This window comes from Bradyrhizobium sp. 63_E2_N1_3 (genome assembly GCF_052076005.1).
Lineage (GTDB): Bacteria > Pseudomonadota > Alphaproteobacteria > Rhizobiales > Xanthobacteraceae > Bradyrhizobium > Bradyrhizobium barranii.
Window position 1 is genome coordinate 8,776,980 of sequence record NZ_CP197235.1, and the last position, 25,532, is coordinate 8,802,511.

General features: G+C 63.8%; 22 protein-coding genes. 8 read left to right on the forward strand and 14 right to left on the reverse strand.

The window, feature by feature from the left end:
- Positions 1–30: 30 nt before the first annotated feature.
- From AB7531_RS41735 to urtA, 7 genes are all read right to left on the reverse strand, one after another.
- Positions 31–408 carry an FmdB family zinc ribbon protein gene (locus AB7531_RS41735; protein WP_063979999.1) on the reverse strand — a complete coding sequence of 126 codons (378 nt, stop codon included), beginning with the start codon at positions 406–408 and terminating at the stop codon, positions 31–33.
- A gap of 94 nt (positions 409–502) precedes the next feature.
- Entirely contained in the window at positions 503–1,732 is a 1,230-nt protein-coding gene (gene fmdA, locus AB7531_RS41740; RefSeq protein ID WP_063980000.1) for a formamidase, read from the reverse strand.
- Positions 1,733–1,760: 28 nt separating this feature from the next.
- Entirely contained in the window at positions 1,761–2,450 is a 690-nt protein-coding gene (urtE, locus tag AB7531_RS41745; RefSeq protein WP_063980001.1) for an urea ABC transporter ATP-binding subunit UrtE, read from the reverse strand.
- 13 nt (positions 2,451–2,463) lie between these two features.
- A complete protein-coding gene (gene urtD, locus AB7531_RS41750) occupies positions 2,464–3,219 on the reverse strand; it encodes an urea ABC transporter ATP-binding protein UrtD (protein WP_011083791.1) in 756 nt (251 codons plus the stop codon).
- Between the two features lie 64 nt (positions 3,220–3,283).
- A complete protein-coding gene (gene urtC / locus AB7531_RS41755) occupies positions 3,284–4,426 on the reverse strand; it encodes an urea ABC transporter permease subunit UrtC (RefSeq protein WP_028155261.1) in 1,143 nt (380 codons plus the stop codon).
- An 18-nt stretch (positions 4,427–4,444) separates the two neighbouring features.
- Complete coding sequence (urtB, locus tag AB7531_RS41760; protein ID WP_063980002.1) at positions 4,445–5,371, reverse strand: urea ABC transporter permease subunit UrtB; 927 nt, start codon at positions 5,369–5,371, stop codon at positions 4,445–4,447.
- A 130-nt stretch (positions 5,372–5,501) separates the two neighbouring features.
- Entirely contained in the window at positions 5,502–6,761 is a 1,260-nt protein-coding gene (urtA, locus tag AB7531_RS41765; protein ID WP_063980003.1) for an urea ABC transporter substrate-binding protein, read from the reverse strand.
- A 169-nt stretch (positions 6,762–6,930) separates the two neighbouring features.
- On the opposite strand from urtA, the gene AB7531_RS41770 reads away from it, so the two are divergent.
- Together AB7531_RS41770 and AB7531_RS41775 are read left to right on the forward strand one after the other, a co-directional pair.
- Positions 6,931–10,302 carry a hybrid sensor histidine kinase/response regulator gene (locus AB7531_RS41770; protein ID WP_063980004.1) on the forward strand — a complete coding sequence of 1,124 codons (3,372 nt, stop codon included), beginning with the start codon at positions 6,931–6,933 and terminating at the stop codon, positions 10,300–10,302.
- Positions 10,286–11,212, forward strand: coding sequence for a response regulator (locus tag AB7531_RS41775; RefSeq protein ID WP_049812732.1), 927 nt, complete (start codon positions 10,286–10,288; stop codon positions 11,210–11,212). The genes AB7531_RS41770 and AB7531_RS41775 overlap by 17 nt, the downstream gene beginning before the upstream one ends.
- 230 nt (positions 11,213–11,442) lie before the next feature.
- Here the strand turns inward: AB7531_RS41775 and AB7531_RS41780 are convergent, their stop codons facing one another.
- Entirely contained in the window at positions 11,443–12,945 is a 1,503-nt protein-coding gene (locus AB7531_RS41780) for a flavin-containing monooxygenase (protein ID WP_063985944.1), read from the reverse strand.
- Between the two features lie 125 nt (positions 12,946–13,070).
- Positions 13,071–13,829, reverse strand: a complete 759-nt coding sequence (locus AB7531_RS41785; RefSeq protein WP_063980005.1) for a S1 family peptidase — start codon at positions 13,827–13,829, stop codon at positions 13,071–13,073.
- A gap of 108 nt (positions 13,830–13,937) precedes the next feature.
- Here AB7531_RS41785 and AB7531_RS41790 point away from each other — a divergent pair, with 108 nt between their 5' ends.
- Positions 13,938–14,573, forward strand: a complete 636-nt coding sequence (locus tag AB7531_RS41790; protein ID WP_063980006.1) for an HAD-IA family hydrolase — start codon at positions 13,938–13,940, stop codon at positions 14,571–14,573.
- A 122-nt stretch (positions 14,574–14,695) separates the two neighbouring features.
- Here the strand turns inward: AB7531_RS41790 and mtnA are convergent, their stop codons facing one another.
- The 3 genes from mtnA to AB7531_RS41805 all read right to left on the reverse strand — a co-directional run bounded on the left by mtnA (position 14,696) and on the right by AB7531_RS41805 (position 17,251).
- A complete protein-coding gene (mtnA, locus tag AB7531_RS41795) occupies positions 14,696–15,805 on the reverse strand; it encodes an S-methyl-5-thioribose-1-phosphate isomerase (protein ID WP_063980007.1) in 1,110 nt (369 codons plus the stop codon).
- 18 nt (positions 15,806–15,823) lie between these two features.
- Positions 15,824–16,699 carry an S-methyl-5'-thioadenosine phosphorylase gene (locus AB7531_RS41800; RefSeq protein WP_063980008.1) on the reverse strand — a complete coding sequence of 292 codons (876 nt, stop codon included), beginning with the start codon at positions 16,697–16,699 and terminating at the stop codon, positions 15,824–15,826.
- Positions 16,700–16,978: 279 nt separating this feature from the next.
- Complete coding sequence (locus tag AB7531_RS41805; protein ID WP_063980009.1) at positions 16,979–17,251, reverse strand: phosphopantetheine-binding protein; 273 nt, start codon at positions 17,249–17,251, stop codon at positions 16,979–16,981.
- Positions 17,252–17,609: 358 nt separating this feature from the next.
- On the opposite strand from AB7531_RS41805, the gene AB7531_RS41810 reads away from it, so the two are divergent.
- The 4 genes from AB7531_RS41810 to AB7531_RS41825 all read left to right on the forward strand — a co-directional run bounded on the left by AB7531_RS41810 (position 17,610) and on the right by AB7531_RS41825 (position 24,072).
- Positions 17,610–18,827 carry an acyl-CoA dehydrogenase family protein gene (locus AB7531_RS41810; RefSeq protein WP_231143714.1) on the forward strand — a complete coding sequence of 406 codons (1,218 nt, stop codon included), beginning with the start codon at positions 17,610–17,612 and terminating at the stop codon, positions 18,825–18,827.
- A 65-nt stretch (positions 18,828–18,892) separates the two neighbouring features.
- Entirely contained in the window at positions 18,893–19,873 is a 981-nt protein-coding gene (locus AB7531_RS41815) for an amino acid--[acyl-carrier-protein] ligase (RefSeq protein WP_063980011.1), read from the forward strand.
- 94 nt (positions 19,874–19,967) lie between these two features.
- Positions 19,968–20,843 (forward strand): hypothetical protein, encoded by an 876-nt coding sequence (locus tag AB7531_RS41820; protein WP_063980012.1) that lies wholly within the window; start codon positions 19,968–19,970, stop codon positions 20,841–20,843.
- Positions 20,844–21,204: 361 nt separating this feature from the next.
- Complete coding sequence (locus AB7531_RS41825; RefSeq protein WP_063980013.1) at positions 21,205–24,072, forward strand: PAS-domain containing protein; 2,868 nt, start codon at positions 21,205–21,207, stop codon at positions 24,070–24,072.
- 32 nt (positions 24,073–24,104) lie between these two features.
- Here AB7531_RS41825 and AB7531_RS41830 read toward each other — a convergent pair whose 3' ends face one another.
- Together AB7531_RS41830 and AB7531_RS41835 are read right to left on the reverse strand one after the other, a co-directional pair.
- On the reverse strand, positions 24,105–24,404 hold the full coding sequence (locus AB7531_RS41830; protein ID WP_063980014.1) for a hypothetical protein: 300 nt from the start codon (positions 24,402–24,404) through the stop codon (positions 24,105–24,107).
- Positions 24,405–24,530: 126 nt separating this feature from the next.
- Positions 24,531–25,001, reverse strand: coding sequence for a MarR family winged helix-turn-helix transcriptional regulator (locus AB7531_RS41835; protein WP_063980015.1), 471 nt, complete (start codon positions 24,999–25,001; stop codon positions 24,531–24,533).
- A 97-nt stretch (positions 25,002–25,098) separates the two neighbouring features.
- On the opposite strand from AB7531_RS41835, the gene AB7531_RS41840 reads away from it, so the two are divergent.
- A complete protein-coding gene (locus AB7531_RS41840) occupies positions 25,099–25,467 on the forward strand; it encodes an antibiotic biosynthesis monooxygenase family protein (protein WP_063980016.1) in 369 nt (122 codons plus the stop codon).
- Positions 25,468–25,532: the final 65 nt, after the last annotated feature.

Below are 25,532 nucleotides of genomic sequence, written 5' to 3' on the forward strand. Positions count from 1 at the left end.
TTTGAGGTTGCCGTCGATCGAGCGACCGAGTTAGTGGCTGATCATCCAGGGGCGCGCGGTCGGAAAGCCCTTGGCGCCGCTCCTGGTCTTGGTCATCAGCCGCGCGGGCTTTTTCTTGTCGGTCGAGCTCTTGTCCTTCACGGTCTTGCCCGTGGAGCAGCAGCCGCAACCCGGGCCGTGCGAGGCCTTGTATTGGGCGAGCGTCTGCGGCGCGTGCGAGCTGCGCTCGTTGACGGCGTGCGCCTTGCGCTTGTCCGCCGGCATGCAGAAGAAATTCGGTGCGGTCAGAATGACGCGGGGCGCCATCGTCTCGCAGTGTGGGCAGTTTTGCGGATCGTCGCATTCCGCCATCGGGCGCAAATCCTTGAACGGACCGCAGTCGTCACAGAGATATTCATAGACCGGCATCGCATCATCCCTACGCTGTTGCCTGTGAGAGAATTCCCGCGGCGGATGCGGGGCGGCAGATACGCGCCGTCCCGCATCCCGTCGCGCAGGGAGACTATTTGTCCGGCGAGATCGGCATCTGGATATCGCCCGTGATGTGCTTGATGGGTCCTGCCGCCGACGGCATCACGTCGAAGTCGAAGATCTCGGTCGGCAGCCACAGCGTGGCGCAGGCATTGGGAACGTCGACCACGCCGGAGATGTGGCCCTGGCACGGCGCGGTGCCGAGGATCGAATAAGCCTGGGCGCCGGAGTAGCCGAACTTCTTCAGATACTCGATCGCGTTGAGGCAGGCCTGGCGATAGGCGATGTGGACGTCGAGATAGTGCTGCTTGCCGGCCTCGTCGACCGAGATGCCCTCGAAGATGAGATAGTCCTTGTAGTTCGGCGTGATCGGCGACGGCTTGAAGATCGGGTTCTTGATGCCGTACTTCGCCATGCCGTCCTTGATCACCTCGACCTTCAGATGCAACCAGCCGGCCATTTCGATGGCACCGCAGAAGGTGATCTCGCCGTCGCCCTGGCTGAAATGCAGGTCACCCATCGAGAGACCGGCGCCCGGCACGTAGACCGGGAAGTAGATCTTCGAGCCGCGGGAGAGATCCTTGATGTCGCAATTGCCGCCGTGCTCGCGCGGCGGCACGGTGCGCGCACCTTCCGCACCGATCTTGGCTTTCACATCGCCCTTGGCGCGGCCGCCATGGGCGGTCGCCGCGAACGGCGGGTTGGCGAGGCCGGGCACGCGGGTGGGGTTGGTCGAGATCAGCTCGGCCTCACGCTTGTTCCAGGTCTCCAGCATCTTCGGATCAGGCAGACAGCCGATCAGGCCGGGATGGATCAGGCCTGCGAAGTTGACGCCGGGCACGTGACGCGACGAGGTGTAGAGACCCTTGATGTCCCAGATCGACTTCTGCGCCAGCGGGAAATGGTCGGTCAGGAAGCCGCCGCCGTTCTGCTTGGAGAAGAAGCCGTTGAAGCCCCAAAGGCTCTCCTTCATCGGGCCGACGTCGAGCAGGTCGACGACGAGGAGATCACCGGGCTCGGCGCCCTTGACGCCGATCGGGCCGGAGAGGAAATGCACGATCGAAAGATCGATGTCGCGCACGTCGTCGGCGGAATCGTTGTTCTTGATGAAGCCGCCGGTCCAGTCATAGGTCTCGATAATGAAATCGTCGCCGGGATTGACCCAGGCCACGATCGGGATGTCGGGGTGCCAGCGGTTGTGCACCATGTCATTATCGTAAGCCGATTTGGTGAGATCGACCTTGATCAGTGTCTCTGGCATCGAGATGCTCCCCTTTCTACACGGTTGGTTAGACAGACAGATATTTCGAGACCTGCGCGGCATCGACGGCGTCGCGCGGATCGTCGCGCACGATCTCGCCGTTCTCGATCACCAGCACGCGGTCGGCGATATCGAGCGCGAAGCTCAGGACCTGCTCCGACACCACGATCGAGAGCCCCTTTTCGTCGCGGATGCGCTTCAAGGTGCGCGCCATGTCCTTGATGATCGACGGCTGGATGCCTTCGGTCGGTTCGTCCAGCAGCAACACCTTCGGCTTGGTCGCGAGCGCGCGGGCGATGGCGAGCTGTTGCTGCTGTCCGCCGGAGAGATTGCCGCCGCGGCGGCCCTTCATTTCCAGCAGCACCGGAAACAATTCGTAGATGTCGGCCGGCACTTCGGTCCCGCCGGAGACGACGAGGCCGGTCTCGATGTTCTCCTTCACCGTCATGGTCGAGAAGATCATGCGGCCCTGCGGCACATAGGCGAGGCCCTTTGCGACGCGCTCGTAGCTCGGCAGACCGCCGAGCTCGGCACCGTCCATGGTCACCGAGCCGCTTTTGGCGGGGAGAATGCCCATCAGCGATTTCATCAGCGTGGTCTTGCCCATGCCGTTGCGGCCCATGATCGCAACGATCTCGTTCGCGGCGACCTTGACGTTGAGCCCGTGCAGCACCTCGCTCTGGCCGTAGGCGACGTGAAGATCGGAAATAGCCAGCATCGTCGCGTCTCCTTTAATGGCCCAGATAGACTTCGACGACCTTGGGGTCGTTCTTCACCTTCTCCATGGTGCCCTCGGAGAGGATTTGCCCCTGGTGAAGCACGGTGACCTTGTGCGCGATGTCCTCGACGAACTTCATGTCGTGCTCGATCACCAGCACCGAGCGGTTCTTGATGATGCGGTTGAGCAGCTCGGCGGTCTTGGCGCGTTCGGACACGCTCATGCCCGCGACGGGCTCGTCGAGCATCAGCAGATCCGGATCCTGGATCAGCAGCATGCCGATTTCGAGCCACTGCTTCTGGCCGTGGCTGAGCAGATCGGCGTTCACGTTGAGCCGATCCTTCAGGAAGATCATTTCGGCGACTTCGTGCACCCGGTCGCGCACGGCGGCGTCGCGGGTGAAGGTCAGCGCGCCGAACACCGAGCGGCCGCGCGGATAGGAGATCTCCAGATTCTCGAACACCGTGAGATCGTCGTAGATCGACGGGTTCTGGAATTTGCGGCCGACGCCCGTCTTGACGATCTCGTTTTCCTTCATCCGCGTCAGCTCCTTGCCACGGAACTGGATCGAACCCGACGTTGCTTTGGTCTTGCCGCAGATCAGGTCGAGCACGGTGGTCTTGCCGGCGCCGTTGGGACCGATGATGACACGGATCTCGTTCTCGTCGACGTAGAACGAGAGATCGTTGACCGCCTTGAACCCGTCGAACGACACGGTCAGTGCTTCGACGGCGAGCAGGAATTCCTTGGGCTGATGACCGACGAGCATGATCTATCTCCTCACTGCCAGCGTGGCATCGGCATCGTGGTGACCTACGAGCATGATGACCTCCTCACTCCGCCGGGGCGCCGTCGGCGACCGAGCTGTCGGTCCAGCCGTCAGGTTTCGGTTTGCGCGACGAGATCAGGCGATCGATGCGCGGCTGCACGTAGTCGCCCCAGATCCCGGCGAGACCGTTCGGGAAGGCCAGCACCACGGCGATGAACAATCCGCCGAGGCCAAACAGCCACAATTCGGGGAAGGTTTCCGACAGGCTGGTCTTGGCGAAGTTGACCAGCAGCGTGCCGTAGACCGCGCCGAGGATCGAAAGCCGGCCGCCGACCGCCGTGTAGATCACCATTTCGATCGACGGCACGATGCCGACGAAGGACGGCGACATGAAGCCGACATTGAGCGCGAACATGGCGCCCCCGATCGCGGCGAACACGGCGGCAATACAGAAGGCGAAGATCTTGAAATTCGCGACGCTGTAGCCGGAGAAGCGGACCCGATCCTCCTTCTCGCGCATCGCGACCAGGATACGCCCGAGCTTGGAGTGCCGGACGAACTGCGCGATCATGATGCAGGCGAACAGAAGCCCGACTTCAAAGAAGTACAGCACGATCTTGGCGTGGTCGGGCCGGATGTCCCAGCCCTTCAACGTCCGCAGGTCGGTCATGCCGTTGATTCCGCCGGTGTAGCCCTGCTGTCCCACGATCAGGATGGTGAGGATGGCCGCGACCGCCTGGGTGATGATGGCGAAGTAGGTGCCGCCGACCCGGCGCTTGAACATCGCGGTGCCGATGATGAGGGCGAAGATGCCAGGCACGAGAATGATGGCGGCGATCGTGAAGGTGAGGCTGCTGAATGGCTTCCAGAACAGCGGCAGCGCGGTGATCTGATTCCAGTCCATGAAATCGGGAATGCCGGGCGTCGACTGGATCTTGGTGTTCTCCACGCTTGACGCCTCGAGCTTGAGGAACATCGCCATGCAGTAGCCGCCGAGCCCGAAGAACACGCCCTGACCGAGGCTCAGAATGCCGCCATAGCCCCAGCAGATCACCAGCCCCAGCGCGACGAAGGCATAGGTCAGGTATTTCGCGACCAGATTGAGCCTGAAGACATCAAGTGTGAGCGGCAGGACCACCACCAGGAAGACCGCGAGCACCAGAATTCCGATGAACTCCGATCGATTGAAGAAACGATTGTCGGTCATTGCATCAGCCCCAGTTTCTCACTTGCGGACCTTGAGGGCGAACAGCCCTTGCGGCCGCAGCATCAGGATTCCGACAACCGCAAGCAGCGTCAGCACTTTCGCCATCGAGCCCGACATGAAGAACTCGAGGGTGGATTGCGTCTGCGAGATCGAGAAGGCCGAGGCGATGGTGCCGACCAAACTGGCGGCGCCGCCGAACACGACCACCAGGAACGTGTCGACGATGTAGAGCTGTCCGGAAGTTGGCCCGGTGGAGCCGATCATCGTAAAGGCGCTGCCGGCGACACCGGCGATGCCGCAGCCGAGACCGAAGGTGTAGCGATCGACCTTTTCGGTATTGATGCCGACGGCTCCGGCCATGATGCGGTTCTGCACGACGGCGCGAACCTGGCGGCCCCAGCGCGACTTGTACATGACATAGGCGACGCCGATGGTGATCAGCACAGTGAGGCACATCACGAAGACGCCGTTGATCGGCACCTCGATGCTGTCCGTGACGTGCAGCGATCCGAGCATCCATTGCGGGAGCTCGACGCCGACCTCGCGCGCGCCGAACACGGAGCGATAGGCCTGCTGCAGCATCAGGCTGAGGCCCCAGGTCGCCAGCAGCGTGTCGAGCGGACGCTTGTAGAGATGCCGTATCAGCACCCACTCCACCAGCATTCCCAGGGCGCCGGATGCGACGAAGGCCAGGATCATCGCCAGGAAGAAATAGCCGCTGAACAGGCTTGGCAGATAGGCTTGGAAGAAATTCGAGGTCATCCAGGTGACGTAGGCCCCGAGGATCATGAACTCGCCATGGGCCATGTTGATGACGCCCATCTGGCCGAAGATGATCGCAAGCCCGAGCGCCATCAGGACGTAGACCGAGAACAGGATCAGTCCCGCAAAACCCTGCATGACGAAGATGGAGCCAAGATCACCAAGCGAATAGTCGCCGAACATCGATGTCCTCCGTCGGGGATAAGGTCCCGCGTCGCGAGCAGGTTCGCGACGCGGGGGTCTTGGGCGTGGATTTGCGGTCCACGCCAGGGAGCGGCTTGGTGTTGAGGAAAGGCGCGAGCGACGTCGCGACTTACTGGTAACCCTTGGGGAACGGATCCGGCTCGACGAGATCGGCGGTCTCGTAGATCAGCTCGAACTGGCCATCGAGCTTGGCGCGTCCCACCCGGGTCTTCGACCAGAGGTGATGGTTTTCGTGGATGCGGACATAGCCTTCCGGCGCACCCTTGAACTCGACGCCGGGCGAGGCCGCCGCGATCTTGTCGACGTCGAACGAGCCCGCCTTCTCCACCGTCAACTTCCACAGCCACGGGCCGAGATAGGCAGCCTGGGTGACGTCTCCGATCACGGTCTTTTCGCCCCACATCTTCTTGAACGCGGGCACGAAGGTCTTGTTGTTGGGATTATCGAGCGACTGGAAGTACTTCATGCAGGCATAGGCGCCCGCGATGTTCTCGCCGCCGATGCCGTCGATTTCGTCTTCGGTCACCGAGATCGTCAGCAGCGCCTGTTTCGAAAGGTCGATGCCGGCGGCCTTGAGCTGCTTGTAGAACGCCACGTTCGAGCCGCCGACGACGTCGGTGAAGATCACGTCGGGCTTGGTCAGCTTGATCTTGTTGATGACCGAGTTGAACTGGGTGTTGCCGAGCGGATAATACTCCTCGCCGACGACCTTGCCCTTCAGCACATTCTCGACGTGCTTGCGTGCGATCTTGTTCGAGGTGCGCGGCCAGATGTAGTCGGAGCCGATGAAGAAGAACGACTTGGCGCCCTTTTCCTTGGCGATCCAGTTCAGGCCGGCGAGAATCTGCTGGGTGGCCTCCTGGCCGGTGTAGATCACGTTCTTGGACTGCTCGAGGCCCTCATAGAAGGTCGGGTAATAGAGCATGCCGTTGTACTGCTCCATGACCGGCAGCACCGCCTTGCGGGATGCCGAGGTCCAGCAGCCCATGATCGCCGCGACCTTGTCGTTGACGAGCAGCTTCTTGGCCTTCTCCGCAAAGGTCGGCCAATCGCTGGCGCCGTCTTCCTGGATGAACTTGATCTTGCGCCCGAGCACGCCGCCCATGGCGTTGATCTGCTCGATGGCGAGCTTTTCGGCCTCGATCGAGCCGGTCTCGGAGATGGCCATGGTGCCGGTCGCCGAGTGCAGGATGCCGACCGTCACCTCGGTGTCGGTGACCGCCAGGCCCGTCGTGTTGATCGCCGAGGTCGCCGGAGCCTGCGCGAAAGAGGCCCGCGGCAGCATCGTAATGGCCGGCACGGCGGCCATTCCCATCAATAGTTTGCGCCGGAGCGGCGACAACAGGCCCTTGTTTGCTTCGTCTGACATGAGCACCCCACTTTTGTTCGAGGACACGCGATTGGTGCCGTGAGGATGGCTCGAATTTGTGCAGCGCAAGCATACGCAAGATCGCGTATACTGCACCGCAAAATACCGACGTAGGCTTCTGGTACGGAATTTGCGAGGGCTCTGGGACGTATCGGGAGTGGGGTAACGAGTGGCAGGGCGGCAGCGAATAGACCGCGTCAGGCGCCAGTACAACCAGTGGGTCGCCAACCAGACGCTGGAAGACTACGCGCTGCGCTTCACCGCCAAGAGCGCGCGCCGCTGGTCTGCCGCCCGTGTCGCCAACACTGCACTCGGCGCCATCTCCTTCCTGGCGCTGGAAGCGATCGGCGGCACCATCACGCTGAACTACGGCGTAACCAACGCCAGCGCCGCGATCCTCGTCGTCTCCATCATCATCTTCTTCTGCGGCGTGCCGATTGCCTATTACGCAGCCAAGTGCGGCATCGACATTGACCTGCTCACCCGCGGCGCCGGCTTCGGCTATATCGGCTCGACCGTCACCTCGTTGATCTACGCCTCCTTCACCTTCATCTTCTTCGCCATCGAGGCGGTGATCCTGGCAACGGCGCTCGAGATGTGCTTCGGCATTCCGCGCCCGATCGGCTACCTCATCAGCGCGGTGGCGATCATTCCGCTCGTGACCTACGGCATCACGCTGATCAGCCGCTTCCAGCTCTGGACGCAGCCGATCTGGATCATCCTGCACATCCTGCCCTTTGCCGCGATCGCCTGGGCCAACCCCTACTCGTTCACGGAGTGGCGCAAGTTCGCCGGCGAGCATGGCGACCCGAGCGGACATTTCGATCTGCTGCTGTTCGGTGTCGCATCCTCGGTGGTGTTCTCGCTGGTGGCGCAGATCGGCGAGCAGGTCGACTTCCTCCGGTTTCTGCCGCGCGACCGCCGCACGTCGCGAACGTCGTGGTGGATCGCCCTGCTGATCGCGGGACCGGGCTGGATCATCTTCGGCGCACTGAAATTGTTGCTCGGCTCGTTTCTCGCCTTCTTTGCGCTAAGCCACGGCCTCTCGGGCGAGCTGGCGGCCGAGCCCGCGCACATGTATCTCGAAGCGTTTCGCTACGTGCTGTCGCAGCCGGATCTGGCGCTGGCGCTCACCGGCATGTTCGTGATCCTGTCGCAGCTCAAGATCAACGTCACCAACGCCTATGCCGGCTCGATCGCCTGGTCGAACTTCTTCTCGCGTCTGACGCACAGCCATCCCGGCCGGGTCGTCTGGCTGGTGTTCAACGTGATGGTGGCGCTGCTGTTGATGGAGATCGGCGTCTACAAGGCGCTGGAGCAGACGCTGGCGCTCTATTCCAACGTCGCGATCGCCTGGGTCGGCGCGCTCGTCGCCGATCTCGTCGTCAACAAGCCGCTTGGCCTGCGCCCGCCGCAGATGGAGTTCAAGCGCGCCCATCTCTACGACATCAATCCGGTCGGTGTCGGCGCCATGACGATCGCGACCATCGTCTCGATCGCGGCGTTTTACGGCCTGTTCGGTCCGACCATGAAGGCGCTCGCCGCCTTCGTCGCGCTCACGGTCGCCTTCGTCACCGCGCCTGTTATCGCCTGGCTCACCGACGGAAAGTACTACATCGCGCGCAAGCCGAAGCGGAGCTGGGCCAATATCGAGTCGATCCAGTGCTGTATCTGCGAGCACAGTTTCGAGCCGGAGGACATGACGTCCTGCCCCGCTTACGCCGGCCCGATCTGCTCGCTGTGCTGCTCGCTCGATGCACGCTGCCACGACCTCTGCAAACCGCATGCGCGCGCGCAGGTGCAGTTCGCCGAAGCGCTCGGCAGGATTCTTCCTGAACCGATCTACCGGCGGATCAACTCGCAGTTCGGCCACTATATCGGCGTGTTCATGGTCTCCGCCGGCCTCGTCGCGCTGGTGCTGGGACTGATTTATCTCCAGACCTCGGCGAGCGTGCCCGGCGAGAATTTGCTCGTCTCGAACGTGCTCTGGAAGGTGTTCTTCTCGCTCAGCATCATCATCGGCGTGGTGGCCTGGCTGTTCGTGCTGGCGCAGCAGAGCCGCCGCGCCGCCGAGGCCGAGACGCGGCGGCAGACGACGCTGCTGATCCAGGAGATCGACGCGCACAAGCGCACCGACGCCGAGCTTCAGCGCGCCAAGGAGGTCGCCGAATCCGCCAACCTCGCCAAGAGCCGCTACGTGGTGGGCCTGAGCCACGAGCTGCGCTCACCGCTGAACGCGATCAGCGGCTATGCCCAGCTCCTGGAGCAGGACGCGACGCTCAACACCAAGCCGCGCGACCAGGTCCGCGTCGTCCGTCGCAGCGCCGATCACCTCTCCGGCCTGATCGACGGCATTCTGGATATTTCCAAGATCGAGGCCGGGCGGCTGTATCTGTCGCGCGACGAAGTGCGGCTGAGCGAATTCCTCGACCAGCTCGTCGGCATGTTCCGTCTCCAGGCGGCCGCCAAGGGCATCGACTTCGTGTTCAGGCGGCCCGCGCATTTGCCGGTCGTGGTCTACGCCGACGAGAAGCGGCTGCGTCAGGTGCTGATCAATCTGCTCTCCAACGCGATCAAGTTCACCCAGACCGGCAGCGTGCAGTTCGTCGTGCACTATCGCAGCCCCGTTGCCGAGTTCGAAGTGATCGACACCGGCCCCGGCATCCAGGGCGACGACCTCGAACGCATCTTTGCACCCTTCGAGCGTGGCGCGCTCGGCGTCTCGCAGCCGCAGACGGGCACCGGGCTGGGCCTGACCATCAGCCGGCTGCTCGCCGGCGTCATGGGCGGCGACATCAAGGTCCTGAGCACGGTTGGCGCCGGCAGCACCTTCAAGGTCAAGATGCTGCTGTCGGAAGTCGCCAATCCGCTGCGCATCGCGCCGGTGGAGGCGCCGGTCTCCGGCTATCGGGGCGCACGCAAGACCATCCTCATCACCGACGACGACCCCGTGCATCGCGACCTCCTGCGCGAGGTGCTGGCGCCGCTCGGCTTCATCCTGCTCAGTGCACCCGATGGGCCAGGATGCCTCGCGCTGGCGCAGCATTGCCGGCCCGACCTGTTCCTGCTCGACATCTCGATGCCTGCCATGGACGGCTGGGCCGTCGCGGAGGCCTTGCGCACGAGCGGCCATCACCAGGCGCGCATCCTGATGGTGTCGGCGAGCGCTCTGGAGGCTCACGGCACGCCGCTGGCGCAGCCCTTCCACGACGGCTATTTGATGAAGCCAATCGACATCCCGCGGCTGCTGGAGACGATCCGCCAACTCCTAAAGATCGAATGGCAGTACGGCTCGGACCAGATCGCGGTGCCGTTCTGGCGGCTCGAGAGCGGATCAAGGCCACCGGTGCGGCACATCGAGGCGCTGATGGGGCTGGGCCAGATCGGCTACGTCAAGGGCATCCAGTTGAAGCTGGACGAGATCGGCAGCGAGCACCCCGAGCATGCCGACTTCGTTGCGGAAATGCGGTCGCTCGTCGACCGCTTCGATCTCGACCGGTACATGGCCACATTGAAGACGTTGCATGCGCATGAGCATTGAGTCGAGGAAGCGCGATGTCGCGCTCGTTGTCGATGACTCCCCGGAGACGCTGCGGCTGCTCACCGATGCGCTCGACGGCGCCGGGATGACGGTGATGGTGGCGCTCGACGGCGCGGCCGCGATGCGCATCGTCGACCAGATCACGCCCGACATCGTGCTGCTGGACGCCGTGATGCCCGGCATGGACGGTTTCGAGACCTGCCGCCGCCTCAAGCGCGACGCGGGCGTTGCCAACGTGCCCGTGATCTTCATGACAGGCCTTGCAGAGACCGAGCACATCGTGCGCGGGCTGGAGGCCGGCGGCGTCGACTACGTGACAAAACCGATTGTGATCGAGGAGATGCTGGCGCGCATCCGCGTCCATCTCGGCAATGCCCGCCTGACTCAGAGCGCGCGTGCCGCGCTCGACGTCTCCGGCCGCTTCCTGTTCGCAGTCAACCGCCAGGGCCACATCCTCTGGGCCACCCCGCAGGCGCAAAAACTGCTGGCCGATCATCATGGCGCGCAGGCCGACGACTTCGTCCTGCCGCCATCACTCCTGCAATGGCTGGAGCAGGCGAAGGACAAGGGCAGCTCGAAGTCGCAGGCGGCTCCCCTGCCCGACAATCCGCAACTGCGGCTCTACTACATGGGCGAAACCGCGCCGAACGAGTTCCTGCTGCGGCTGTCCAAGGAGTCCGGCACGGCGCTGCCGCCCGAATTCACCAGCGAGCTCGGCCTCACCACCCGCGAGGGCGAGGTGCTGGCCTGGCTCAGCAAGGGCAAGACCAACCGCGACATCGCGCAGATCCTGGGCTTGAGCCCGCGCACCGTCGACAAGCACCTGGAGCAGATCTACGCCAAGCTCGGCGTGGAGAACCGGACCGCGGCGGCGGCGATTGCAACGAATGCAACGCGAAGGAATTCGTAGCAGCACTGCAAATGAGTTGAGACGCAGTTCGCCCAACAAACAGTGTCGTCCCGGACAAGCGAAGCGCAGATCCGGGATCCATAACCACAGGGAGAAGTTTGGCGAAGACTCGGAGTGAGCGGTTCGCCCTAGAACCACTGCCTGGGAGTATGGGTCCCGGGCTCGCTTCGCGCCCCGGGACGACAGCCGTGTGCGTGGCAATCGCTACCGCCCCTCACACGAACAATCACTCACCCGTAAACAAACGCCCCGTCATCCAGATCCGTCTTCGGGATCTCGTCCTTCTCGGTCCAGTAATCCTGGCTGTGCTGCCATTCCGGCTTGTCGCCGCGCTTGGGGAGCAGGTCCATGTTGCGCATGATGTAGCCGGGGTTGAAGTTTTCCGGATCGATCCAGGGCAGGATCGGCATGTTGTGGTCTTCAGCGCGCAGCCTGACTTCGACCTTCTTCGTGCCCTTGGCCTTCATGTGGCCGAGCAGCCGGCAGACGAAATCGGCGACGACGTCGACGCGCAGCGTCCAGCTCGCACGGAAATAGCCGAACACCCAGACCATGTTCGGCACGCCCGTGAACATCATGCCGCGATAGGTCACGGTGTCGCCGAAGGCGAGCGGCTTGCCGTCGATCTCGAAGGCGATGTCACCGAGCGCCGCAAGATTGAAGCCGGTTGCGGTGACGACGACGTCGGCTTCCAGCAGCTTGCCGGACTTGAGCTGGATGCCGTTCTCGACGAAACATTCGATCTCGTCGGTGACGACGGAGGCCTTGCCGCTGGCGATGCCCTTGAACAGATCGGCATCGGGCACAAAGGCGATACGCTGCCGCCACGGCCGGTAGGTCGGCGTGAAATGCGTTTCGACGTCGTAGTCCGGCCCGAGAACCGCGCGGATCTGGTCGATCAGATCCTTCTTCACCTGCTCCGGCTTGGCAATGCAGAGCTTTGTGAAAGCATCCTGCTCGAACAATATTTTGCGGCGGACGATCTCGTGGATCCATTCCTCGTCGACCTGAAGCCGGCGCAGCTCCTCGGCGATCTCGATGGCGTTGCGGCCGAGCCGGAAATAGGTCGGCGAGCGCTGCAGCATGGTGACATGCGCGCAGGCGTCGGCGATGTTCGGCACCAGCGTCGCCGCGGTCGCGCCCGAGCCGATCACGACGACCTTCTTGTTCGCGAGGTCGATATCGTCGGGCCAGCTCTGCGGATGGACGATGCGGCCCTTGAAGCGGTCCATGCCCTTCCATTCCGGCGTGTAGCCTTCGGAATGGCGATAATAGCCCTGGCACATCCAGAGGAAGTTGGCGGTGAACGTTTTCGCCTCGCCGGTGTCGGTCGTCGTCGCCTCGATGGTCCAGAGATTTTGCTCGCTCGACCAGCTCGCGGAATTGATCTGGTGCTTGTAGCGGATGTGCGGGGCGATATCGTTGTCTTCGATCACCTCGTTCATGTAGGTGAGGATTTCCTCGGCGGTCGCGATCGGCGGGCCGACCCAGGGCTTGAAGCTATAACCGAAGGTATGGAGATCGCTGTCCGAGCGAATGCCGGGATAGCGATGCGTGCTCCAGGTGCCGCCGAACGTCGCCTGCGTTTCCAGGATGACGTAGCTCGTGCCGGGAAGCTGCTTTTCGATGTGATAGGCGCTGCCGATGCCGGAGATGCCGGCACCGACGATCAGCACGTCGAAATGTTCAGAGGCCTGCTTGGTTGTGGCGTGACTGCGGACAGCGACATTCATTGTTGCTTCTGTGCCTTGCTTGTTTTTGTGGCCGCCCTTGACCGGACGGCGCGTTTCCTCCGCGACGGGCATGGTCGCCCATCGCGCTTCCACTTCAAAATGACACAGATCAATTCGCGGTCAAACTATAACGCCGCACCCCAGCTCCGCGCGGTCTGCAAAATCCAGTCGCGATAGAGGGTGAGCGGCGTGACGCCGGTCAATCCGCCGCAGCCGGCGGCGCCGTTCGGTCCCGTGGACCAGCTGATGACGCCGACAAGCACCGGACCGTTCGGCTTGTCCTCGAACACCGGACCGCCGGAATCGCCGGTGCAGGCGCCAATTCCGTCGCGAACACCGTTGGTTACGGGATCGACCAGCCGGATCTGGAACGTGCCGGGCTGGCCCGTGGCCACGAGCCCGGCAACGCGCGTCGCGCCGCCGCTCTTGCCGTCGCCACGGACGGTGACGCCGATACCGGCGATGACGAAGCGGCTGCCAACCTGGATTGGAATGGTCGGCGCACCGACCGACACCGTCGATTTTCCCTTGAGTGGAATTTCCAGTTGCAACAATGCCACGTCCGCGGTGGCGCGATGCGCCTGCATTGCCTGCATGTTGAAGTTCGGATGGATCGCGACGGTACGCACATTCAGCAATTGCGGCGCACCGTCAGCGCCGCGATCGACGATCTTGTAGTCCGCGCCGGGCTGCACACAGTGGGCAACCGTCAGCACGACCTTCGGAGCGATCAGGCTGCCGGTGCAGAAATTGCCACGCGAGCCGACGATGGTGACGACCGCGCGCGCGACACCATCGGCCTGCGGCGTGCCGCCGCCGACGATGGCGTGTGCGGGCGTAGCGAGCAGCAGCGCGGCTGCGATGAGGGTTGCAAGCTTCTTCATGGGAACACGCTTTGGCGTCAGCATCGGTGACGGCGGGATTGCTTCGGACTGGCCCTTGCCGATAGCGCATGCTAGCGCTCTTGGGAAGGAATTGACGAGGGCGGGATCTTGACGATCGAGGCTGTGATCTTTGATTTTGGCGGCGTGCTGACGAGCTCGCCGTTCGAGGCGTTCGCGCGGTACGAGACCGAGCGCGGTCTGCCCGTCGACATCATCCGGCGCACCAACGCCGCCAATCATCTGGAAAACGCCTGGGCCAAGTTCGAGCGAGCCGAGGTCGACATCGACACCTTCGACAAGCTCTTCGCGGAAGAATCGCGCGCGCTCGGCGCGGAGGTGCGCGGCCGCGACGTGCTGCCGCTGCTTCAGGGCGATCTGCGTCCCGAGATGGTCGAAGCTCTCAAGCGCATCAAGGCGCAATTCAAGACCGGCTGTATCACCAACAATCTGCCTGCCAACGCGATCGGCAGCATGACCGGGCGCTCACTCTACATCGCCGAGGTGATGGTTCTGTTCGACCACGTCATCGAATCCGCCAAGATCGGCCTGCGCAAGCCCGACCCGCGCATCTACAGGATGATGGTCGAGACGCTGAGGGTCGATCCGAAGAATTGCGTCTATCTCGACGATCTCGGCGTCAATCTAAAACCCGCGCGCGAGATGGGCATGACGACGATCAAGGTAGCCAGCGGGGCCCAGGCCATCGCCGAGCTCGAGGCGGCGACGGGGCTGAAGCTGCGCTAGTCTAGCCTGTCATTGCGAGGAGCGAAGCGACGAAGCAATCCAGAGTCTTTCCGCGCAGGGATTCTGGATTGCTTCGCTGCGCTCGCAATGACGGCGTAGAGCCATCTCGCCTGGCAGACTGACTACTCCGCCGCGGCGGCGATCCGCTCCGGAAAGGCGGCCGCCAGCGATGCTCTATCCGGCTTCAGCACACCGCGCTCCGTGATGAGACCAGTGACCAACCGCGCCGGCGTCACGTCGAACGCGTAATTCGCGACCGGCGAGCCCTCCGGCACGATGCGCACCGTCTCCAGCCGGCCGTCGGCGGTGCGGCCGGTCATGTCGGTCACCTCCGTGCCGCTGCGCTGCTCGATCGGAATGTCGCGGATGCCGTCATCAACGGCGAAATCGATCGTCGGCGACGGCAATGCGACATAGAACGGCACGCCGTTGTCGTGCGCGGCAAGCGCCTTCAAATATGTGCCGATCTTGTTGCAGACATCGCCATTGGCGGCGACGCGGTCGGTGCCGACGATGGCGAGGTCGACCATGCCGTGCTGCATCAGGTGTCCGCCGGTGTTGTCGGGGATCACCGTGTGCGGCACGCCGTGATGGCCGAGCTCCCAGGCCGTGAGCGAGGCGCCCTGGTTGCGCGGACGGGTCTCGTCGACCCAGACATGGATCTTGATGCCACGCTCATGCGCCAGATAGATCGGCGCCGTTGCGGTGCCCCAGTCGACGGTGGCGAGCCAGCCGGCATTGCAATGGGTCAGCACGTTGACGGTCTCGCCCGGCTTCTTCTTTGCGACGATCGCCTCGATCAGCTTCAAGCCGTTGCCGGCGATGCCGCGGTTGATCTCGACGTCCTGCTCGACGATCTCGTCGGCGCGCGCATAGGCCGCCTCCGCCCGTTCAACCGGATCGACCGGCGCGAGCGCCGTGCGCATCTCGTCGAGCGCCCATTTCAGATTGATCGCGGTCGGCCGCGCCACGACCAGCGTGTCATAGGCGCGCTTGAGGCCGGCGTCTGATGAGTCCTCGCGCATGGCGAGCGCCATGCCGTAGGCCGCGGTTGCACCGATCAGCGGCGCGCCGCGCACCAGCATGTCGCGAATGGCGACCGCAGCGTCTTCGCAAGAAGTCAGCTTAGCGATGACGAACTCATGCGGCAGCCGGCGCTGGTCGATCGCGCCGACCGACCAGCCATCGCGCTCGCGCCAGATGCTGCGAAAATGCTTGCCGTCAACCTTCATGGCATTCTGCCTTTCGTATCACGCCCGCAGGATGCGCCCGGCCACCGCATCGAGCTTCTTCAAGAGCTCGGGATCGCGCGCCTCGGGCGCCGTGATCAACGCGGTGTCGAGCGCGCGGTCCGAACCGATCGGGCACGGCTCGTGCTCGCGCGGAAAATCCGTCGCGAGCCGCGCCACCAGCGCCTTCGCCTTGTCGGCGTTCGAGGTCAGCACGCGGATGATGTCCTGGACGGTGACGGCGTCGTGGTCGGGATGCCAGCAGTCGAAATCCGTCACCATCGCGACCGTGGCGTAGCAGATCTCGGCCTCACGCGCGAGCTTTGCCTCGGGCATGTTGGTCATGCCGATCACGGAATAGCCCGATGTCTTGTAGGTCATGCTTTCCGCATAGGTGGAGAATTGCGGCCCCTCCATGCAGACATAGGTGCCGCCGCGCGCAAACGCGATGCCCTCGGCTTCGGCTGCCGCCCCAAGATGGATACGAAGCCGCGGCGAGACCGGATGCGCCATCGACACATGCGCGACACAGCCCCGACCGAAGAACGAGCTCTCGCGCTTGTGGGTGCGATCGACGAACTGGTCGACGAGAACGAAGGTGCCGGGTGGCAGCTCCTCCCTGAACGAGCCGCAGGCCGAGAGCGAGATCAGGTCGGTGACGCCGGCCCGCTTCAGAACATCGATGTTGGCGCGATAGTTGATGTCGGAGGGCGACAGCCGGTGACCCTTGTCGTGCCGCGGCAGGAACACGATCGGCAGGCCGGCAATCGAGCCGCGCCGCAGAGGGGCCGACGGCTCGCCCCAGGGGCTCTTGATCACTTCTTCGCGCGCACCCTCGAGACCCGGCAGATCGTAGATGCCGGAGCCACCAATGATGCCCAATACCGCCTGCGTCATGCCTGCTCCACCCTGTCAGCTATGTGCGACATGGTTAAGCTATGCCAGTTTTGCGGCGATTTTGAAACGGGGGTGGTGGGGCGATGCCGGTGCTGTGAGGGGCGTGGAGTGCTCGCCTCACACTCGATGTCGTCCCCGCGAAAGCAGGGACCCATAGCCACAGGGCGCAGTTTGGCGAGGGTTCGTCGTTCTGTACTGCGACCCTCAACGATCGATAGATTCCGCGGTATGGGTCCCTGCGTTCGCAGGGACGACCCGGGGAGAGATAGGTACGTCTAATTAAGCCGCCGCGGCCAGCTGCAGCTGGTTCGCGACCATCCGCTCCAGCGTCTCGACCGACTGGAAGTTCTCGGGCGTGATCTCGGACTGCGGGATGGTGAAGTCGAACTCGGCTTCGACGCCGAGCATCAGATTGACCATGTCCATCGAGGTCAGGCCCGCATCGACGAGCCTCGCCTGTGGCGTGATGTCCGCGGTGAGCGAGTTCTGCTCGAGGATGCCCTTCACCAGCTTGATGACGCGATCGCGCACGTCGGTATCGAAGGCCTGCATCGGTAAATTCCCATCTGTCTATTCAACGGTCGGACCGGTTGCCGGCTACGATGGGCGCGACGGGCCGATCCCACAATGGGCGCCACCATTACTTCGCCTTTCTTAGTAAACGATGACTCAGATTGTCTGGAATTCCGGGTTCTTCCAGATCCCTAACGCGATCACGGAATTGTCGGCGATGCAAACAACCCGAACTTAACTGTTCGTTGGGAATTGCGGTTTGTTTACCCTCTATTTCATCGACGAATTTGAATTAAATCCGTAGCCTCGTCTCACAAGCAAAATGGTCGGAGGATCGCTTGCACGGCATCGCGAATGATGCCGGCGATCCTGAACGGCAAACCGGAGGCGGACGAGTATGAACGTGCGTGAAGCAGTCCTCACTGTCGACGAAACGCAAACGAGCTTTCTCGAACACGGCCCCTCCCTCATCGAACGCGCCACCCGGACCGCCACTGCGGCGGCGGCCGACGCGGACGGGGTCGATCGCGACGCCCGCTTCCCCCACAAGGCTTTCGAGGTCGCGCGTGAGCAGAAACTGCTCGGCGTCATGATCCCGGTCGAGTTCGGCGGCCTTGGCGCTTCGATCTACGACGTCACCGACATCTGCTACACGCTCGGGCGCGCCTGCGCCTCGACCGCGATGATCTATGCGATGCACACGACCAAGGTCGCCTGTGTCATCAGGCACGGCCACGGCATCCCCTGGATGGAAACGATGATGCGCCGGGTCGCCCGCGACCAGTGGCTGCTCGCCTCCTCCACCACCGAAGGCCAGAACGGCGGCAACATCCGCGCTAGCGCCGCGGCAGTCGACCACGCCGGCGACGCAGTCTCGCTGATGCGCGACGCCACCGTGATCTCCTACGGTGCGGAGGCCGACGGCCTCGTCACCATCGCCCGCCGCGCCACCGAGGCCGCCGCCTCCGACCAGGTTCTGCTGGCGCTCGCCAAGGACGATTATTCGCTGAAGCAGACGCAGGGCTGGGAGACGCTCGGCATGCGCGGCACCTGCTCGACCGGCTTCGAGCTGAAGGTCGATTGCCCGGCCGACCGCATCTTCCCGGAATCCTATGACAAGATCCATGCCCAGACCATGACGCCGTTCGCGCATCTGTGCTGGTCCTCGGCCTGGGCCGGCATCGCGGCTGCGGCCGTGACCCGTGCGCAGGCTTTCGTTCGCAAGGCGGCCCGCACCTCGGGCGGCCAGATGCCGCCGGCCGCGGCGCATTTCACGGCCGCGAAGATGTCGCTGGCCAAGCTGCGCGCGCTGATCGCAGCCAATGTCGACACCTTTGCCCGCGCCGAACATGACGAGCGCGCGCTGAGCTCGCTCGATTTCCAGTCTTCGATCACGCTGTTGAAGGTGCAGGCCTCCGAGCTCGCGGTCGAGACCGTGATGCATGCGATGCGCACCGCGGGCCTCTCCGGCTACCGCAACGACGGCGAGTTCACCATGGGCCGCCACCTGCGCGACGTGCTGTCCTCACCGATCATGATCAACAACGACCGCATTCTCGCCAACGCCGCCACGTCGACGCTGATGAGCGGCATTCCGGCAAGCCTTCGGGACTAGAAAGCCTTCGCGACTGACGTGCCTTTCGGCCAAAAAGAACAATTTCAGATAGCAGGAAGTCGAACATGAACATTGCTGTTCTCCCCAACTCGCCCGAGACCGCGCCGCAAATCGCAGATCCGCTCGATCATCTCGCCGACAAGCTGTTCCACCCCATGGGCTCGGACGGCGTCTACGCCCGCACCGCGCTCTATGAGGGCGTCGTCGAGCGTCTCGCCGCGCTGATCACGAGCGATCGCGAGGCCGGCACCGAGGTCATGCGCTTTCCGCCGGTGATGAGCCGGGCCCAGCTCGAGAAATCCGGCTATCTCAAGAGTTTTCCGAACCTGCTCGGCTGCGTCTGCGGCCTGCACGGCACCGAACGCGAGATCAACGCGGCGGTGAGCCGCTTCGACGCCGGCGGCGACTGGACTTCATCGCTCTCGCCGGCCGACCTCGTGCTGTCGCCCGCCGCGTGCTACCCGGTCTATCCGATCGCGGCGAGCCGCGGACCTTTGCCGAAGGGCGGCCTGCGCTTCGACGTCGCCGCCGACTGCTTCCGCCGCGAGCCGTCGAAACATCTCGACCGGCTGCAATCGTTCCGGATGCGCGAATATGTCTGCATCGGCAGCCCCGACGACGTCGCCGATTTCCGCGAGCGCTGGATGGTGCGCGCGCAGGCGATTGCCCGCGACCTCGGCCTGACCTTCCGCGTCGACTATGCCAGCGACCCCTTCTTCGGCCGCGTCGGTCAGATCAAGGCAGTGAGCCAGAAGCAGCAGCAGCTCAAGTTCGAGCTCCTGATCCCGCTCCGCTCGGAGGATCAGCCGACCGCCTGCATGAGCTTCAACTATCACCGCGAACATTTTGGCACGACCTGGGGCATCCAGGACGCCAATGGCGAACCGGCCCACACCGGCTGCGTCGCCTTCGGCATGGACCGCCTGGCCGTCGCCATGTTCCACACCCACGGCACCGATCTCGCCGCCTGGCCCGCCAAGGTGCGGGAGATCATGGGCATGCAGCCGTTAGCCACGGCCGATGCCCATGGTGAAGGCTGGCGCTAGAGCGTGATCCGGAAAACTGCGGGGCGGTTTTCCGAAAGATCATGCTGAAACGATAGAGCGAACGAGGCCTCCCATTTCCACGGGTAAAACGAGCGTGATCCACACCAAGGTCCGATGCCGCGAGATCACGGAGGCCGACGTCGATGCGGTCGCGGACCTGCTGACGCGCGGCTTCGTCGGCCGCTCGCGCAATTACTGGATTCAGGGGCTGCGCCGACAGGCCTTCCGGCCCGTGCCGGAGGGCTATCCGCGCTTCGGCTACATGCTCGACAATGACGGCGCGCCCGTCGGCGTGCTGCTGCTGATCTACACGGCGCGAAAGCACGGCGAAGAGGCCGCCATCCAGTGCAATTTGTCGAGCTGGTATGTCGATCCGGCCTACCGCAACTACGCCCCGCTGCTGACCAAGATCGCGCAGCGGCACAAGGATGTCACCTATCTCAACATCAGCCCGGCGCCGTGGACCTGGCCGATCATCGAGACGCAGGGCTTTCGTGCCTATTGCCACGGCATCTTCTTCTCCGTGCCTGCACTCGCGCGCCCTCCGCGCTGGAGCAAGATCGAGGTCATCTCGCAGCACGCCAAGGCGATCGAGGGGCTGACCGACGACGAGACGCAGCTCCTCACGCGGCATGCCCGCTACAATTGCCTCAGCCTGGTCTGCCGCACGCCGAAGGGAACGTTCCCCTTCGTCCTGCAGCCGGTGCGCATCCGCCGCGGCTTCATCGCACCGCCGGCGATGAAGCTGATCTATTGCCGCAGCGCCGCCGAATACGCCGCCTGCGCAGGCCGCATCGGCCGGCTGCTGCTGCGACTTGGCAAGATCTCGGTGGCGATCGACTCCAATGGCCCGATACCCGGCCTCGCCGGCATCTACACCGAGCGGCGCGGTCGTAAATATTTCAAGGGCCCGCACCGGCCGCAGCTCGGCGACCTCACGGACACGGAACTCGTGCTGTACGGGCCGTAGGGTAAGGTCGGGCCCAACATCCGCCGTCGTCCCTGCGAACGCAGGGACCCATACCGCGTGATCTACCTGTGAGCCCAGACGCCGGTACCGCGGGAAGATCATTCCGGATCAGTCTTCGCCAAACTGCGCCCTGGGGTCATGGGTCCCTGCGTTCGCAGGGACTACACCTGATTTGTTGCAGGCTCTCGGCCAACTCTGGCTTGCAGGCACTTCCGCATTCGCGCGCCGGCACACACTCTACGCATCCCCAGTCACCCTCCGTAAACTACTGCGCTTAAGGGAATTTTCCGGCCTCTTCGCTACGCTCAGTGGCTGAACTACGTTGCGTTAAGTCTATTGCCGGCCGAGACCCGTCGATCCCATGACGCCGATCCGCGATAACGAGCTTGGTGCACGCCACGCAGAGGGCCCGCAGGCCCTCGTCGGGCTGAGCCAGCTTGCGCTCGATCACATGGAGCAGGGCGTCTGCGTCTACGACGCCGACAACCGGATCGTGCTGGTCAACCAGAGCTATCTGTCGCTGTTCGACATGTCGGCCGACATCGTGCATGTCGGCACGAGCTACCGCGAGGTGCTCGCACACAGCGCGGCGCGCGGCAACTTTCCTCAGGACGAGCTCGACGCGCTGTATACGAAGCGGATCGCGCAGATCGCAGGCGGGAAGCCGTTCCGCACGGAGCAGCAACTGGCGAGCGGACTCGTCATGGCGCTCGAGCTGAAGCCGCTTCCCGGCGGCGGCTGGATGACGATCTGCGATGACGTCAGCCGCCTCGCCCGGCTCGAGGCGGAATTACGTGTGCAGACGGAGCGCAGCCAGCACGCGCTCGCCAACATGTCGCACGGCCTCATCATGTACGATGGCGACAGCCGTGTCGTCGTCTGCAATGAGCGGTTTCTGAACCTCTACAATCTCGACCCCGACATCGTGAAGCCGGGCGTCTCGCATTGCTCAGTGATCGAACACTGGATGTCGCGCGGCAACCTGCCGGGCATGCCGATTGACGAATTCCGCCACACGCGCCTGGAGGACGTGCGCGCCAGGAAAGCGAAGACCCTGCTGGTGATGCGCTATGACGGCCGGATGGTGCAGGCGGTGTCCCGCTTCCTGCCCGACGGCGGCTGGGTGACGGTGCATGAGGACGTCACCGAGCGGCTGCAGTACGAAGAAGCGCTGCGGCAACAGAACTTCATCCTCGATGCGGCGCTGGAGAACATGGCGCACGGGCTCGCCTTCTACGACAGCGACATGCGCCTGCGCGTCTGCAACACCACCTACCGCAAGATCTATCGGCTGTCGCCGGAGGAAACCAGGCCTGGCACGCATCTCGGCGAGCTGATCGAGCGGTCGATGGTGAACGGGGCGTTCACTTCCGAATACAGTCCGCAACAGCTGCTGGAAGCCGCCAGCGCGAGGATCGCGAACCACGATTCCTCGCCGATGCGCCGGCGCATGTCGAACGACACCGTGATCTCGGTGCGCTACTGCGCGCTGCCCGAGGGCGGCTTCGTCGCCACCTACGAGGACATCACCGACCGCGAGCGCGCGATCGAAGAGCTGAGCGAGCAATACCGCCGCTTCGACGCGGCGCTGAACAACATGAGCCAGGGCCTGTGCATGCTCGATGCGAGCCTGCGCGTCATCGTCTGCAATCGCCGCTACATCGAGATGTATGGGCTGTCGCCCGATGTCGTGAAGCCCGGCGTCTCGATGCGCGAGATCATGGAGCATAGCTGCGACCTCGGCATCCATCCGAACACGACCGCCGCGAGGATCTATGCCGACTATGTCGAAAGGCTGCGCGAGGGCGAACACACGCTGCACCGTCACCTGAACGACGGCCGCATCATCAAGCTCAATCACAAGCGGATGGAGCACGGCGGCTGGGTTGTCACCTATGAGGACGTCACCGAGCGCCACAAGGCCCAGGCCCGCGTGGCGCACATGGCGCAGCACGATTCACTCACCGACCTGCCCAACCGCACGCTGTTCCGCGAGAAAATGGGCGAGGGACTGAACCAGGTCGCGATCGCCGGCGGAGCGATGGCCGTGCTGTGCTTCGACCTCGATAATTTCAAGACGGTCAACGACCGCCTCGGCCACGCCGCCGGCGATCGGCTTCTGCGCTGGGTCGCGTCACGGCTGAAGGAGAATGTCGGCGAGCATGACACCGTCGCCCGCCTCGGCGGCGACGAGTTCGCCGTTCTCCAGCGCGGACCGCAGCCGCAATCGGCGGAACGGCTCGCCCGCCGCCTGGTCGAGATCATCGGCCACCCGCCGCCGCTGGAAAGCCAGTCGATCCATGTCGGCGTTTCCGTCGGCATCGCGATCGCGCCCGATCACGGGCTCGATGCCGACGAGCTGATGAAATGCGCCGACCTTGCGCTGTACCAGGCCAAGGCCAAGGGGCGCGGCGCCTACCAGCTGTTCGAGCCCGAGATGGAGGAACAGGCGCGCGGCCGGCACGCGCTGGAGCACGATCTGCGTGGCGCGCTTGAGGCACGCGAATTTCACCTCGTGTTCCAGCCGCAGGTGCGGCTCGACACCACCGAGCTCACCGGTTTCGAGGCGCTGCTGCGCTGGAAACACCCCTCCCGCGGCTTGGTCTCGCCGGCCGAATTCATTCCTCTCGCGGAGGAGAACGGGCTGATCGTCCCGATCGGCGAATGGGTGCTGCGCACGGCCTGTGCGACCGCGGCGTCCTGGCCCGATGTCACCGTCGCGGTCAATTTGTCGCCGGTGCAGTTCCGCTCGCGCGGACTCGTGGCGATGGTCGCGAGCGCGCTTGCGGAAGCCGACCTGCCGCCGCAGCGGCTCGAGCTCGAGGTCACCGAGACCGCGCTGCTCGACGACAGCGAGGCGACGATCGAGATCCTGCACCAGCTCCGCGCGCTTGGCGTGCGTGTCAGCCTCGACGATTTCGGCGTCGGCTATTCCTCGCTGAGCTATTTGCGCAAGTTTCCGTTCGACCGCATCAAGATCGACCGTTCCTTCGTCGGCACGCTCGGCGAGAGCCCGGAGAGCGTCGCCATCGTTCGCACCATCGCCAGCCTCGGCTCCGTGCTCGGCGTCGAGACCACGGCGGAAGGTGTCGAGACCATCGAGCAGCTCGACTTCGTCCGCGAATGCGGCTGCACAGCAGTCCAGGGCTACTATTTCGGCAGGCCGTGCCCGGCAGCCGAGGTCGGACGCACGATCGAGCGACTGAGCGCGGTCAGACGCGTGGCGTGACGCTCCGCTTCACCGCGACGCTCTCTCTATCGTTACGCCCGACACGACCTCAGGCGATTGAGCGTGGCACGATCGGCCGATGCGAGCGCATTGCTCCACTCCCGTTCGGAGAGGTCTCCGACCAGGCTGGAAAGGCTGATGGCAAGTGCACGAAGCCGCGCATTCTCCTCAAGAAGCAAAAAAACGTCGTTCGACGGGGATTCATCGTCCGAAAAGCTAGCGCCTTCGCAGAGCTGCTGCGACAAGAGTTCGAAAGACTCGTCACGCACGGTATCTTCGGCAGTGGAAATCAGCTTCTGTCTCTTATGACGCATTAAATCTTCATCACTCATGGCAAATTCCCCAACTCAGGACATGCCTCCAACCGCATTTGGATACATCGATTGAGTCGGCGGCGGATTTGAGTCCGAAATGGGCTCACACGATGTACGCCTCGTGTCCCCCGGCGCCTCGCTTGCTTACTCGTTCGCTTCACCGGCGTCTTTCAGACCGGCTCGCAGTGCGGTCACGACGCGATGGGCCACGTCGATATCCCTGACCGACAATCCATCCGCAAGGCCGTTGACCCACGGGACCTGCAAGCGGCCGGCGGCGTCGTAGACCTGCCTGCCCTTGTCGGTGAGCACCACAAGCTGCGCCCGGCGATGATGCGGGTTGGTCTCGAAGACAACGAGACCATCACGCGCGAGGTCGTTGACGATGCGCTGCACGTTCTGGCGATTGGCGCCGAGATTGCGGGCGAGCCAGGCGACCGGCTCCGGGCGCTCGGCGTCGGCGATCGCCCCCAGGATCTGCCAGCGCGCACTGGTGAGGCCGAGCGACGTCACCAGCCGGTCGCCAGCGGTCAGAAGCAGGCTGTTGGCGCGGAACATGTCGAGGATGAGGCCGGTCAGCGCTTCGCCCGCCGGGGTCCGTTTGGTCTTGTTCATTTGGCACCATTGATCCGTATTGACATCATGATGTCGATTAGCTATATCCGGGACTGTCGAATTGACATTATGACACCAAATTGACCGGAGCAATGTCATGCCCCTCATGCGCCCCCTCGACCCTGCCTTCCCGATCGACCGTCAGATCGCGCTCGAAACCGGCCCCGTGGTGCTCGTGAACGTGTTCACGCTCGACGCCGAGGATGAGCAGAGCTTCCTCAAGACGTGGCAGGACGACGCCGCCTTCATGAAGCGCCAGCCCGGTTTCATCTCCACCCAGCTTCACCGCGCCGTCGGCGACAGCCCGGCCTATCTGAATTACGCGGTGTGGGAATCCAACGCGCATTTCCGCGCCGCTTTCACCCACCCGGAATTCCGCGCAAAGATCGCCGCCTACCCCGCATCCGCAGTCGCGAGCCCGCATCTGTTCCAGAAGGTCGCGGTGCCCGGTATTTGCGTGGGGTAGCTGCGCGCCTCCCACTCAGCTGTCATGCCCCGGCTTGACCGGGGCATCCAGTACGCCGCGGCCTC

Bases quoted from the DNA above. Each gene is read 5' to 3' on its own strand.
- AB7531_RS41735 (WP_063979999.1), bottom strand. From the start codon at position 408: ATGCCGGTCTATGAATATCTCTGTGACGACTGCGGTCCGTTCAAGGAT.
- fmdA (WP_063980000.1), bottom strand. From the start codon at position 1,732: ATGCCAGAGACACTGATCAAGGTCGATCTCACCAAATCGGCTTACGAT.
- urtE (WP_063980001.1), bottom strand. From the start codon at position 2,450: ATGCTGGCTATTTCCGATCTTCACGTCGCCTACGGCCAGAGCGAGGTG.
- urtD (WP_011083791.1), bottom strand. From the start codon at position 3,219: ATGCTCGTCGGTCATCAGCCCAAGGAATTCCTGCTCGCCGTCGAAGCA.
- urtC (WP_028155261.1), bottom strand. From the start codon at position 4,426: ATGACCGACAATCGTTTCTTCAATCGATCGGAGTTCATCGGAATTCTG.
- urtB (WP_063980002.1), bottom strand. From the start codon at position 5,371: ATGTTCGGCGACTATTCGCTTGGTGATCTTGGCTCCATCTTCGTCATG.
- urtA (WP_063980003.1), bottom strand. From the start codon at position 6,761: ATGTCAGACGAAGCAAACAAGGGCCTGTTGTCGCCGCTCCGGCGCAAA.
- AB7531_RS41775 (WP_049812732.1), top strand. From the start codon at position 10,286: ATGCGCATGAGCATTGAGTCGAGGAAGCGCGATGTCGCGCTCGTTGTC.
- AB7531_RS41780 (WP_063985944.1), bottom strand. From the start codon at position 12,945: ATGAATGTCGCTGTCCGCAGTCACGCCACAACCAAGCAGGCCTCTGAA.
- AB7531_RS41785 (WP_063980005.1), bottom strand. From the start codon at position 13,829: ATGAAGAAGCTTGCAACCCTCATCGCAGCCGCGCTGCTGCTCGCTACG.
- mtnA (WP_063980007.1), bottom strand. From the start codon at position 15,805: ATGAAGGTTGACGGCAAGCATTTTCGCAGCATCTGGCGCGAGCGCGAT.
- AB7531_RS41800 (WP_063980008.1), bottom strand. From the start codon at position 16,699: ATGACGCAGGCGGTATTGGGCATCATTGGTGGCTCCGGCATCTACGAT.
- AB7531_RS41805 (WP_063980009.1), bottom strand. From the start codon at position 17,251: ATGCAGGCCTTCGATACCGACGTGCGCGATCGCGTCATCAAGCTGGTG.
- AB7531_RS41810 (WP_231143714.1), top strand. From the start codon at position 17,610: ATGAACGTGCGTGAAGCAGTCCTCACTGTCGACGAAACGCAAACGAGC.
- AB7531_RS41815 (WP_063980011.1), top strand. From the start codon at position 18,893: ATGAACATTGCTGTTCTCCCCAACTCGCCCGAGACCGCGCCGCAAATC.
- AB7531_RS41825 (WP_063980013.1), top strand. From the start codon at position 21,205: ATGACGCCGATCCGCGATAACGAGCTTGGTGCACGCCACGCAGAGGGC.
- AB7531_RS41830 (WP_063980014.1), bottom strand. From the start codon at position 24,404: ATGAGTGATGAAGATTTAATGCGTCATAAGAGACAGAAGCTGATTTCC.
- AB7531_RS41835 (WP_063980015.1), bottom strand. From the start codon at position 25,001: ATGAACAAGACCAAACGGACCCCGGCGGGCGAAGCGCTGACCGGCCTC.
- AB7531_RS41840 (WP_063980016.1), top strand. From the start codon at position 25,099: ATGCCCCTCATGCGCCCCCTCGACCCTGCCTTCCCGATCGACCGTCAG.